General features: G+C 69.8%; 9 protein-coding genes and 1 pseudogene. 1 reads left to right on the top strand and 9 read right to left on the bottom strand.

What is annotated here, in order from left to right:
• Positions 1 to 34 precede the first annotated feature (34 nt).
• The 6 genes and pseudogenes from PV963_RS03535 to PV963_RS03510 all read right to left on the bottom strand — a co-directional run bounded on the left by PV963_RS03535 (position 35) and on the right by PV963_RS03510 (position 7718).
• Entirely contained in the window at positions 35 to 862 is an 828-nt protein-coding gene (locus tag PV963_RS03535; protein WP_274814082.1) for a carbohydrate ABC transporter permease, read from the bottom strand.
• Entirely contained in the window at positions 859 to 1707 is an 849-nt protein-coding gene (locus PV963_RS03530) for a carbohydrate ABC transporter permease (protein ID WP_274814081.1), read from the bottom strand. Before PV963_RS03530 ends, PV963_RS03535 begins: the two co-directional genes overlap by 4 nt.
• Positions 1708 to 1775: 68 nt before the next feature.
• Positions 1776 to 3014 carry an ABC transporter substrate-binding protein gene (locus tag PV963_RS03525; protein WP_274814080.1) on the bottom strand — a complete coding sequence of 413 codons (1239 nt, stop codon included), beginning with the start codon at positions 3012 to 3014 and terminating at the stop codon, positions 1776 to 1778.
• Between the two features lie 46 nt (positions 3015 to 3060).
• Positions 3061 to 3975 (bottom strand): LacI family DNA-binding transcriptional regulator, encoded by a 915-nt coding sequence (locus tag PV963_RS03520; RefSeq protein WP_342456363.1) that lies wholly within the window; start codon positions 3973 to 3975, stop codon positions 3061 to 3063.
• Between the two features lie 116 nt (positions 3976 to 4091).
• On the bottom strand, positions 4092 to 6563 hold the full coding sequence (locus tag PV963_RS03515) for an ATP-binding SpoIIE family protein phosphatase (RefSeq protein WP_274814078.1): 2472 nt from the start codon (positions 6561 to 6563) through the stop codon (positions 4092 to 4094).
• 306 nt (positions 6564 to 6869) lie between these two features.
• Positions 6870 to 7718 (bottom strand): annotated as a pseudogene (locus tag PV963_RS03510) (IS630 family transposase).
• Positions 7719 to 7985: 267 nt separating this feature from the next.
• Here PV963_RS03510 and PV963_RS03505 point away from each other — a divergent pair.
• Positions 7986 to 8474, top strand: coding sequence for a GNAT family N-acetyltransferase (locus PV963_RS03505; RefSeq protein ID WP_274814077.1), 489 nt, complete (start codon positions 7986 to 7988; stop codon positions 8472 to 8474).
• A gap of 303 nt (positions 8475 to 8777) precedes the next feature.
• On the opposite strand, the gene PV963_RS03500 is transcribed toward PV963_RS03505, so the two are convergent.
• The 3 genes from PV963_RS03500 to PV963_RS03490 all read right to left on the bottom strand — a co-directional run bounded on the left by PV963_RS03500 (position 8778) and on the right by PV963_RS03490 (position 12118).
• A complete protein-coding gene (locus PV963_RS03500) occupies positions 8778 to 10202 on the bottom strand; it encodes a glycoside hydrolase family 32 protein (RefSeq protein ID WP_274814076.1) in 1425 nt (474 codons plus the stop codon).
• A gap of 115 nt (positions 10203 to 10317) precedes the next feature.
• A complete protein-coding gene (locus PV963_RS03495; protein WP_274814075.1) occupies positions 10318 to 11190 on the bottom strand; it encodes a carbohydrate ABC transporter permease in 873 nt (290 codons plus the stop codon).
• Between the two features lies 1 nt (position 11191).
• The gene (locus tag PV963_RS03490; RefSeq protein ID WP_274814074.1) at positions 11192 to 12118 is read right to left on the bottom strand and encodes a carbohydrate ABC transporter permease; all 927 of its coding nucleotides are present in this window, start codon (positions 12116 to 12118) and stop codon (positions 11192 to 11194) included.
• Between the last annotated feature and the right edge of the window lie 52 nt (positions 12119 to 12170).

Here is a 12170-nt window from a genome sequence, read left to right as displayed (position 1 = left end):
TCGTGAAGTCGGGTGTGGGCGAGCGCGCGCATCGTCAGCCCCTGACGCTGCCGACGGTGAGGCCGCCGACGATGAAGCGCTGGAAGAGCGCGAAGACGCAGACCACCGGAATGCTGATGAGGGTGGCGGTCGCCATCAGGGCTCCCCACGCCGTGCCGTGCCGGCCGACGAAGGCGTTGAGCAGGACGGTGACGGGCTGGACGCCGGGCTCCTCGGCGAGCGTGAGCCCGAAGAGGAACTCGCCCCAGCCGAGCAGGAAGGACAGCCCGGCCGTCGCGACCAGTCCCGGCACCGTGAGCGGCAGGACGACGCGCAGCACTACGCCGGGCAGCCCGCAGCCGTCGACCAGTGCGGCCTCCTCCAGTTCGGCGGAGACCGCGCGCAGCACCGGGCGCAGCACGATCACCGCGAACGGGAGGGTGAGCGTGGTGTCGGCGGCGATCAGGCCCACGTACGTGTCGTCGAGACCGGCCCGGCGTTCGAGGATGAACAGCGGTGCGGCCAGCACGATCGCGGGCGGCAGTTGGGCGACGAGCAGGGCGAGCACCATGCTGCCCGAGCCCCGCATCCGTACCCGGGCGAGGGCATAGGCGAGCGGGACACCGAGGAGCATGGTCAGCGCCACCACGCCGGTGGAGATCACCAGGCTGTTGAACAGGGCCCGGGTCAGGCCCTCGTAGCCCAGCGCCGTCGAGTAGTTCTCGCCGGTGACCGGGTAGGGGACCCACTGCGGGGTCGGTGCCAGGATCCGGTCCGGCGGCGTGAGGCTGGTCTTGGCCATCCAGTACACCGGCAGCAGGAAGGCCGCGGTGATCACCACGGCGATCGCGGTGAGCAACCAGGGGTGGCGGGGTGGTTTCACGTGGCACCCCCTGTCGTTTCCTCGCGCCGCAGCCGTCGTACGTAGAAGACGCCCGCGAGCAGTGGTACGACGAGCAGCAGCAGGCCGGCGGCCGCCCCCTGCCCGAACCGGAAGAACCTGAAAAAAACCTCGTACACGTAGAGGGAGAGCACGCGGGTGGAGTCGACAGGGCCGCCGCCCGTCATCACGAAGACGGTGTCGAAGACCTTGAAGGTGTAGATGAGGCCGAGCAGCAGCACGGTGACGGAGACCGGCCGCATCAGCGGGAGGGTGATCCGGCGAAAGCGCTGCCAGGGTCCCGCGCCGTCGATGGCCGCGGCCTCGTACAGCTGGGGGTCGATGGTGTGCAGGCCCACCAGGAGCAGCAGCATGTTGAAGGGCACGCCGACCCAGATGTTGGCGAAGACGACTCCGGCGAGTGAGGTGGACGGGTCGGTGAGCCAGTCGTGGGAGAGGCTGCCCAGGCCCACCGCCTCCAGCAGGGCGTTGTAGGCGCCGGACTCCGCGTCGAGGAGCCAGCGGAAGAGGGTGCCGCTGACCACCGGGGGTAGCAGCCAGGCCACGAGGAGGAGGGAGCGCAGGAGGCCGCCCAGCGGGAACGGGCGGGCGAAGAGCAGGGCCAGGGCGAAGCCGATGGAGAACTGGAACACCAGCGATCCCAGGGTGAAGACCACCGAGAGACGTACGGAGTGCCAGAAGGCCGGATCGTCGAGCACGGCCCGGTAGTTGTCGAGGCCGTTGAACTGCCAGCTCCCGCCGAGCAGTTGGCTCAACCGCACGTCGTGGACGGACGTCCGGAGGTTGTAGAACAGCGGGTAGGCCAGGAAGAGGGCGAGGAAGGTCATCCCCGGAAGGCAGAACAGGTAGCCCGCGCGTCGGCGGCGGAAGGACGGCGGTCTGCTCCGGTGTGCCCTCATCGGCCGGACAGGGCTTTGTCGATCTTGGTGGCCGCGGTCCTCGCCGCCGCGGACGGGGACGCGGAACCGGTCAGCACGGCCTGCTCGGCCTCTGAGATGGCCTGCGAGGCGTCGGCGTAGCCACGTCCGTACTGCCGTGGGCGGGCGAGGGGGAGCTGGCTGAGGAAGAGCCGCAGCGCCGGGTCGGACGCCCAGGCGCCCCGGTCGGCGAGGTCTTCGCGTGCGGGCAGGTTGCCGAACGACACCAGATACGGCACCAGCACCGACGGGCGCTGGGTGTACTCCAGGACCTCCCACGCCTTGTCCAGGTTCTCGCTCTGCGCCATCAGGACCCAGTTCTCCCCGCCCAGGCAGGTGGCGGCTTCCTGGTCGCGGGGCAGGGCGACGACGCCCCAGTCGAAGTCCGCCTGCTTCAGGGTGGGGATCTGCCAGGGCCCGTTGATCTGCAGGGCGGCGCGCTGGTTCATGAACCGCGTGTTGACGTCCTGCTGGGTCCAGCCCACGCAGCTCTCCGACAGCGAGCCCTTGGCGATCAGGTCGTGGAGGAAGGACAGCGCCGTCGCGCCGTCGGTGGCGAAGGTGTCCAGGTCGCCGCCCGCCTGCCACAGGAACGGCAGGAACTGGAAGACGCCCTCCTCGGACTTGATCGCGCTCAGTGCCAGGCCGAACCGGTCCCCGCTGGTCAGCCGCTCGGCCGCGGAGGCCAGCTCGTCCCAGGTGGTGGGGGGTTCCACTCCGGCGGACTCGAGCATCCGGGTGTTGTAGTAGAGGGCGAGGCAGTTGCTGTTGTTGGGGATCCCCAGGATCTTCTCGCCGATCCGGCAGCTGTCCCAGGGGCCTTTGTAGTACTGGTCGGCTTGGCCCCACGCCTCGACCCTGCCGGTGAGGTCGGCCAGCAGATCGCTGCCCCCCAGGGTGTTCATGGCGACGTTGTCCACGATGGCGATGTCGGGCCGCTCGCCGGAGATCGCGCCCAGGGTGATCTGCCGGTCGAGCTCCGCGAACGGGAAGGTCCGCCGTTGGATCCGGACGTTCGGGACGCCGGCCTCGACATCCCTGATGAGACGGTTCATCCCGGGCTGGAAGTTGTCCAGGGTGAAGTAGTCCCACCAGGTGAGGGTGACCGTTTCCGACTCGTCGGAGCCGCAGGAGGCCAGCGCCCCGCCAAGACCGAGGGCAGCCGCTCCCGCGCCCGCGGTACGCAGGAGGCCGCGGCGGTCGACCGTGTAGGACATGGGCTGCTCCCAGAGGATCGTGATCGGGGGTCCAGGAAGGGACGTATCAGAAATCCAGGCCGAAATCCGGAAACTCCGGCTCGGGTTCCGAACCGGGCACCGGTCGGCAGCGGCCTGTGCTGGCGCGCAGGGTGATCAGGGGTTTCATCAGGACGCGCCGGGGATCCGAGCCGGGTGAGCGCAGCCGCTCCACCATCAGGTCGACGGCCACCCGGCTCATTTCCTTGGCGGGTATGTCGGCGGCGGTCAGCGGCGGGCTCACCTGCTCGGCCCAGGGGCTCGCCGCCACACCGACGACCGAGAAGTCGCGCGGCACGCTGCGGCCGTGCCGGGTCAGCCCGCGGTAGAGGCCCTCCAGGGCCGCCTCGTTCTGGGTGACCAGGGAGGTGGTCGCCGGATCGTCCCGCAGGATCCGCTCCACGACCTCCTGCCCCGAGACGATGTCGTCGTCGCAGAGGTACGCACGGGGGGTGAGCCCCAGTTTCGTCATCGCCTCGGTGTAGCCCTCGTCGCCGAGCCGCGCGAACCCGTACCCGCTGTCGAAGAGCCGCTCCGACCGGTTGACGAAGGCGATCCTGCGGTGACCCAGGTCGGCGAGGTGCTGGACGCAGGCACTCGCCAGACCCGCGAAGTCCAGATCGACCCAGCCGGCCGCGTCAGCCCGGGGATTGCGGCCGATGGCGACGAACGGGAAGCCCGTCTCGGCCAGATGGCCGACCCGGTCGTCCTCCCGGCGGACCTCCATGACGATCACGCCGTCGACGCGTGGCACGCCCGCACACAGCCGCTCCCCCTCTTCCCGCCCCTCGCCGCCCGTCCGCCACGGGCCGTCCGGCCACCATCCCTCACCCACCATCCGCCGGAACGAAGGGTCGTCGTCCGTGTCCGCCGGGGAGAGCAACAGGTCGTAGCCGTAGCCGGCGGCGGCCTCGGCCACCCCACCGATGAAGGCGAGTTGCATCGTCGTGTAAACGCGATTCCGGTCGGCCGGCGGGTAGAGCAACCCCAGCGTGTGGGTCCGGCCTCCGGTGTCTGCGGGTCGCTGCGGCGTCGGAACGCCCGGGTGCTCTGCCATGGTCAGCTGGCCGGGAGGGGTTGTTCGGCCCAGATGGTCTTGCCCGTGGTCGTCTGGCGGGTGCCCCAGCCCTGGGTGAGCTGGGCGACCATGTGCAGCCCCCGCCCGCCCTCGTCGTAGGTGCGGGCACGGCGCAGGTGCGGGGCGGTGCTGCTGGCGTCGGACACCTCGCAGATCAGAGTCCGGTCCCGGATCAGCCGCAGTCCGATCGGTACGTCCCCGTAGCGGATGGCGTTGGTGACGAGCTCGCTCACCACCAGCTCGGTGACGAACGCCGCGTCCTCCAGCCCCCAGGCCGCGAGCTGACGGCTGGTCTGGGCCCGGGCGTCGGCCACGATCGCCGGATCGGCGGGCAGGGCCCAGGCGGCGACCTGGTCGGCGTGCAGGGCTCGGGTGCGCGCCAGGAGCAGGGCCACGTCGTCGGGTGGGCTGTCGGGCAACAGGGCCTTGAGGATGGCGTCGCAGGTGACCTCCAGCGAGGGAACAGGGTGGGCCAGGGCGTCGCACAGCCGATCCAGGCCGAGGCTGACGTCTCGATCGCGTGCCTCGATCAGGCCGTCCGTGTAGAAGGCCAGCAGACTGCCCTCGGGCAGTTCCAGCTCGGTGGACTCGAAGGGCAGACCGCCGACTCCCAGCAGCGGGCCGGGGGTCAGCCGGACCACGCTGACCGCTCCGTCGGGGAGCAGGACGGCGGGCGGCAGGTGGCCGGCACTGGCGAGGGTGCAGACGCGGGAGACCGGGTCGTAGACGGCGTAGAGGCAGGTCGCCCCGATCTCACCGGTGGTGTCCCGCAGGCCGGTCTCGACGCCGGAGTCGTCCGACGTGAGGTGGATGACCAGGTCGTCGAGGTGGGTGAGGAGCTCATCGGGCGGCAGATCCACGTCGGCGAGGGTGCGCACCGCGGTGCGCAGCTGCCCCATGGTGGCGGAGGCGTGGATGCCGTGCCCGACCACGTCGCCGACGACCAGGGCCACCCGGGTGCCCGACAGGGCGATGACGTCGAACCAGTCGCCGCCCACTCCCACGCCCGTACCGGCCGGCAGATATCGGTACGCCACCTCGACGGCCGCCTGCCTGGGGAGATCACGGGGCAGCAGACTGCGCTGGAGGGTGAGCGCGTTGGTGCGCTCTCGGGTGTAACGGCGCGCGTTGTCCACGCCCACGGCCGCCCGGCCGGCGAGTTCTTCGGCGAGCAGCAGATCGTCCTGCTCGAAGGGCTCGGAGCCCTCGCCGCGCACGAAGACCGCCACCCCGAGGGTGATGCCCCGGGCCCGCAGCGGGGTGGCCATGAGCGAGTGGAGCCCGAACTCCCGGACCCGGGTGCTCCTCATCCGGTGCTCGGTGACCCACCGGACGAAGTCGGGGTCGTCGATGCCGCTGAGTACGGATTGCCCGCTGCTCAGGGAACGGGCAGGGGGTGAGTACGCGGGGTAGGTGTCGACCTCTCCGAGGTCGACTGCGGCTTCGGGCGTGTCGCCGCCGGCGGTGACGGACTGGTGCGCGACCCGGCGGAGCACCACGGCCGCGTCGACGGGCCCGGGGACCGGTTCCTCTCCGAGCAGCACGGAGTCCAGCAGGTCCACGCTGACGAAGTCGGCGAGCCGCGGAACGACCAGATCGGCGAGCTCTTCGGCGGTCCGCGTGACGTTCAGGGTCGTACCGATCCGGGTGCCGGCCTCCTTCAGCAGGGCCAGCCGCTGGCGGGCGGAGCGCTGCTCACTGCTGTCGAACGTCGCGGTGCCGACGCCGACCACCTCACCGGTGGCGGGATCGCGGACCGGCCACAGCTCCATGATCCAGGCACGCTGGCGAGCCGAAGGCTGAGCCCGGCCGAAGCGCTCGTAGCGCATCGACCGGCCTTCCTCGGCGACCAGGCGGACGCACTCCAGGAACCCCTCGTCGGCGCACGCGTCGCCCAGGGGAGCGGAATCCGGCGACGGATTGTCCTCGGCCACCTGCCTGCCGTCGGTCGCCCGCGTCTCCTCGCCCGCGGCCGCCGGGACCTCCTGCTCACCGCCCTCCGCGGCCGCGTTCAGCTGCCATGAGCCCGAGGCGGTGGCATACGTGGACAGCGGGATCGACGACTGTGCGAACGCCCACTCCACCATCCTCAGATCGTGCTCCGACTCGCGACCCGTGGTGGCGGTCACTACGAAACCCTGGGGGGTGCCGTCGCCGCCCAGCGACGGATGGGCGTGCAGGGTCAGCTCGACGAGGTGGCCGTCCCGGTGCCGAAGTGCCGCCGTGCCGCTCCATTCCTGGGAGCCCGCCAGGGAGAGCCCGGCCGCGTCGGGGGGCTCCGGACCGGCGAGGAGTCCGGCCGCCGCGCGTCCGACGACCTCCCCGGCGCGGTGGCCCAGCAGCCGCCGAGCGCCCTCGCTCCACCCTGTGAGCACGCCCTCCAGGCTGATGATGGCTGTCGCAGCACCAGGTGACCACCCGTAGTAACCATGAGGCTGATCATAAGTGGCCATTCCTGCCCAATTCGTACCGGAGTTGTCACTCACAGTCCAGCGTGCGCGCCACGGCAGAATCCGACAAATCGGATGGGCCGAGGTGGCGGAACCCCGGGAGCACCCGGGTGCGTCGCCCGTCGTGACGATCGGCGTCAAAGGCGGGCCCGGGACCAGGCTCCGTCCCCTCAGCACTCGATGATGTTCACCGCCAGCCCGCCCCGGGCCGATTCCTTGTACTTCGTGGACAAGAGTGCGCCAGCGACCAGCTCCCTGACCTGCGGGTTCGAGAGCTTCTTCCTTGATCCAACCGGCCAGCAGGGATTTTCAGGGACTTTCTGCTGGTGGCAGTCTTCCAGCCACGTGCCCATGGCGGTGACACTTGATCCAGTCCTCGAGCGCGGCCTTGAGTTCGTCGAGCGAGCAGAACACGCCGCGTTCGAGGCAGCGCCGCTCCAGTTCGGCGAACCACCGCTCGACCTGATTGATCCACGACGAGTACGTGGGTGTGAAGTGCAGCTGGAACCGGGGGTGCGCGAGCAGCCACTCGTGCACCGCCGGCGCCTCGTGGGCGCAGAGGTTGTCGCAGATCACGTGGACCACTGGGCCGTGCTCGGTCTGGCTGTCGACCTCGTCGAGGAAGTCACGGAAGTCGACCGCCCGGTGCTGGGATCACAGCTTCCCGATCACCTTCCCCGTGGCGGTGTTCAGCGCCGCGAACAGGTCGATGGTGCCGTGCCGGACGCAGCCGAAGCTGCGCCGCTCCGGCGTGCCGGGCACCATCGGCAGCACCGGCGCTGTCCGTTCCAGGGCCTGGATCTGCGACTTCTCGTCCACCGCGAACACCACCGCGTTCGCCGGCGGCGCCAGATAGGCCGCCACGTCCCGGATCTTGTCGATCAGCAGCGGATCCGGGGAGATCTTGAAGTTCTCCGTGCGCCACGGCCGCAGCCCGAATGCCCTCCAGATCCGCAGCACACTGGTCGGCGAGATGCTCACCCTGCTGGCCAGCTCCCGCTTCGACCAGTGCGTCGCCCCCGCCGGGGCCTCTTCCAAGGTGCGCACCACCACTTGTTCCACCTGGGCATCGGTGATGGTGCGCGGCACACCCGGGCGCGGCTCGTCGCTCAGACCGTCGAGCCGGTCACGCAGGAACCGGGCCCGCCACCGGGCCACCGTCTTGCGGTCGGTCTCCAGCCGACCCTGCAGTCCTACAGTGACGGCCGCATCGACCGCTGGATCGAGCTGGAGGAATCCGCCGACGGCGGCCACGGCAAGTTGCCGGGTGGCTTGGCCGGCCAGCCGCAGTGCGTCGACGCACAGCGAGATGTGCCGTGGTCGATCGGGGCCTGGACCAGTGGCCCCCGGGAGCGGTGCAGGAACGCCTGCCCGAGCAGCCGACCCGCCGCACGAAGGCGTTCTCCGGTGCGAAATACTCTCCCGATGAGGTCACGCACTTCCCCGGTCTGCCGGCCGATCACGATACGGAGGGCCGTCGCGCGGGATGCCAAACGGCTCACGCGGCTCGTGCGTGGCTCAGGCGCCTACGAGGGTAAGTACGCAGCCGCAGTCGCGGGCTACCGGGTCGGTCCTGATTACATCGAGGCCCACCGCGCCTTTGTGGCCGTCGGCGCCGACGAGCATGGAGGCCGGGTCCTCGGGTTCTACTCGCTCGTCCTCGCTCCACCGGAGCTCGACCTGCTGTTCGTCGCCGACGAAGCGCAAGGACGGGGTATTGGACGGCTGCTCGTCGCGCACATGCAGTCCGAGGCCCGTGCCGCCGGGCTCGACCGTGTCAAGGTCGTGTCGCATCTTCCCGCCGAGGACTTCTACCACCGCGTTGGTGCAGTGCGGACCGGGACCGCGCTCGCGAATCCGCCCGCCGTGCCGTGGGACCGTCCCGAATTCGAGTTTCGCGTTTCTTCGGAATGATGCGGTGTGCCGGTTGGTGGGGCACCGGCTTCGCCTGCATGGTGGCCGGCATGCAGGAGCCGCTGGACGCCGCTCGCCCCGTGTGTGCCGTCGCCTCTGTCCTGGCGGGGTGATCGCGCACTGCTGGGGGACCGGTGTCGGGTCATGGCGACTCTCTGCCTTTCGGAGGAGGGCGTGGGGAAGCCGCTCCCGTGCCTGGTTCCGGCTGGTACGCCGAGGTCAACGGGTAGGTCGACGACGGTGCCGTCCTCACCCGCTGCGAGGTGAGGACGGCGTTTTGAGACACGTAGGACAGGCGGCGGGTTACGCGTCCTGCCCTTGGCTCGCCAGCAGCGGTTCCTGACGGATTCCGCCCGGGGTCAGGTTCCATGCCTCGACGGTGAAGTCGCTGCGGCCCGTGCCTGTCGTGCGGGCCTGCAGTCGCCAGGGCCCCTCGGCGAGTGGATAGAACCTGAGGGTGAGGACCCGGCCGTCGCCGAGAAAGACCTCGGCGATCGAACGGTCCACGATCACGCGTAGCTCCAGGGGGGTGCCGGCCGTCGCGGCTGGGCACGGGACGGCATACGAGCCTCCCCGCGCCCTCGCGTCCAGTGACGCGTGGCTGCGGTCCACGGTGAGCTGGCCGGTGGTGGGATCGAGGCTGATGTCGAGGTACTCGGTGTCGTCCGCGGAGGTGACCAGGCGCAGGCCGCTCGGGCCGGTGGTGTCTGGGGTCAGGACGGCAGTGAGGTCGAAGGTGCGGCTGACCTGGCCGAGTTCGGCCGCCCCGGACTGTGTGACGTGCCCGGTGCGGTGCAGTACGCGTTCGCCACGCAGCGCGAGCAGTTCGCGAGCGGGGCGTTGGACGACCGTTCCGTCGGCGGCGAGGGTCACCTCGCGGGGGAGGGTGAGGGTGCCTGCCCAGCCTGCTTCATGCGCCCAGGCGTCGTCGCGGGCCTCCCACGCCCAGCCCCACAGCAGCCAGCGGTCCTCCCCGGGGACCCTCAGCAGCGCGGGGGCGTAGAAGTCGGGTCCGTGATCCAGCGGCACCGGGGCCGCGGTCGCCGTGAAACGTCCGTCCTGCTCGCGGCCGGTGTGGACGGTCGTGTGGCTGGGGCCGCCCTGCTGGGTCCAGTCGCTGATGATCAGGACGCCGCTGTCGCCGAAGGTCGCGTACTGGGGGCACTCCCATCCGACCGGGCCGGAGCCGGCCGCGGCATCGCTGGCGTGGAAGGGGCCGCGGTACTCCCAGTGCTCCAGGTCGTCGGACTCGTACAGCTGCGCCGCGGCGCGGTTGTCGGCGAGGGCCGAGCCGACCAGCATCCGCCAGCGGCCGTCCTGCTGCCAGACGTAGGGGTCCCGGTACATGGTGGTGTCGGCGGGCGGCTCAGGGATGAGCAGCTCCGGGCGTTTGGCCCAGGTGATTCCGCCGTCGTACGACTCGGCGGTGGTCACCGGCTGCCACCAGCGGTCGGTGCGGTGGGCCGAGTAGAAGGCCACCAAGCGGCCGTCGTCGGAGACCGCGTTTCCGGAGAAGCAGCCATCGGCGTCGTAGCCGCCGGGAGTGGGGGCGAGGGCCACCGGGAGGGGTTCCCAGTGGATCAGGTCGGGGCTGCGGTAGTGGCCCCAGTGCATGTTCGAATGCCGCGGGCCGTACGGGTTGTACTGGAAGAAGACGTGGTAGTGGCCGTCGTGGAAGACCAGCCCGTTGGGATCGTTGATCCAGTTGCGCGGGGGGCGCAGATGCACGGTCGGAAGGTGGGGGTCGGCAGGCGGCGTGGGCACACGGGGCCTTTCTCGGGGTGCGCGAAGCACGGGGGAAGAAGAGGGGTGGAGAAACGCGGTGCGTTGCGCGGGCGCGGGTTCAGCCCTTCACGCCCGTCGACGCGATGCTGTTCACGAACGACCGCTGGAACGCCACGAACAGGGCGAGGATCGGCACGGTGATCATGGAGGAGTAGGCCATGATCTGGCCCCAGCCCACGTTGAGTTGGAAGAAGTAGGAGATGCCCACCATCACCGGCCGCAGGTTCTCGCTCTGCACGACCATGAGCGGCCACAGGTAGGAGTTCCAGGCGGGCAGGAAGGTGAGGATGGCGACGGTGGCGACGGCCGGTCCGGACAGGGGCATGACGATGCGCCGGTAGATGGTGAACCAGCCGGCGCCGTCCACGATCGCCGCCTCGTCGATCTCCTTGGGGATGCTCTGGAAGTACTGGTGGAAGAAGAAGATCGAGAAGGCGTTGGCGATGAACGGCACGATCTGGACCTGGTAGGTGTCCATCCAGCCGGTGGTCCACTCCAGGTGGAAGCCGTTGACGCGGAGCAGCGGCAGTTGGTTGACCCACCACACCAGCGGCAGGGCGAAGGTCTCGAACGGCACGATGAGGGTGGCGATGATGCCGGTGAGGACGAGCTTGCGGCCGGGCCAGCGCATCCGGGACAGGGCGAAGGCAGCCATGCTGTTGACGATGATGCCGAGCACGACGGTGATCGAGGAGATCAGTACGGAGTTCAGCAGGAATTGTGCCGCCGGGACTCGCTCGAACACGGCCGTGTAGTTGTCCAGCGACAGGGCTCCGACCGGCAGGAAGGCGCGCAGCGAGCCCAGGTCGCCGAAGATCTGGTCGTCCGGCTTGAACGACGAGACCAGCATGAAGACCAGCGGGAGCGCGAAGACCAGGGCCAGGACGACACGGCCGACGTGACCGCCGAGGTGCTTGAGGACGGAGGTCATGTCAGTCCTTCTCCCGAGTCAGGAAACGCTGGACGAGGGACACGGTGAGCACGAGGACGAAGAAGATCAGCGAGATCGCCGCGGCGTACGCGGTCTGCTGCTGGTCGTAGCCGGTGCGCACGGCCTGGTAGACGACCGTGGTGGTGGAGTCGAGAGGGCCGCCCTGCGTCATCACCCTGATCTGGGTGAAGAGGCTGAACGCCGCGATGGTGATGGTGACCAGCACAAAGGTGCGGGTGGCGCGCAGTCCTGGCCAGGTGACGTGGCGGAAGCGGTGCCAGCGGGTGGCCCCGTCCAGGTCGGCGGCCTCGTACAGCTCGGCGGGGATGGTCTGGAGACCGGCCAGCCAGATGATCATGTGGAAGCCGACGCCCTGCCACACCGACATCAGGATGATGGCGGGCATGGCGGTGTCCGGGTTACCCAGCCAGTCCGGGCCGTCGACATGTCCGAGGGTGAGCGCCGAGATGACGTGATTGACCAGGCCGTCCTGCCGGTAGAGGAAGGTCCACAGGAGGGACACGACGACCATCGAGGTGACGACCGGCAGGAAGTAGACGGTGCGGAAGAAGTTGACGCCACGCACCCTCGCGTTGACCAGCAGCGCCAGCACCAGGGCGAGCCCGGCCTGGAGCGGGACGACGACTGCGGCGAAGTAGGCGGTGTTGCGCAGGGACTTGTAGAAGACCGGGTCTTCGAAGAGCTGGGTGAAGTTGCGAAGGCCCACGAAGCGGGCCGGGGTGGGCGAGATGAGCCTCGCGTCGGTGAATGCCAGGGCGAAGGCGAGGGCGACCGGTACGACGAGGAAGACGATCAGCAGCACGACGGCCGGGGTGGCCATGCCGACGGCGGTCAGGCTCTCACGGCGGCGTGCGTTGGTCGTTCGGGTTCGCCGGACCGGACGCAGCCGCTCAAGGGCTGCGATCATGGTGGTCACGGTAGCTCCAGGGGGGAGCCGGTCCGGTTCGGGCGCGCGAGGA

Source organism: Streptomyces coeruleorubidus (assembly GCF_028885415.1).
In the GTDB taxonomy this organism is placed as follows: Bacteria; Actinomycetota; Actinomycetes; order Streptomycetales; family Streptomycetaceae; genus Streptomyces; species Streptomyces coeruleorubidus_A.
The sequence above is the reverse complement of the archived record's forward strand: the minus strand, read 5'-3'. Positions and strand labels throughout refer to the sequence as shown.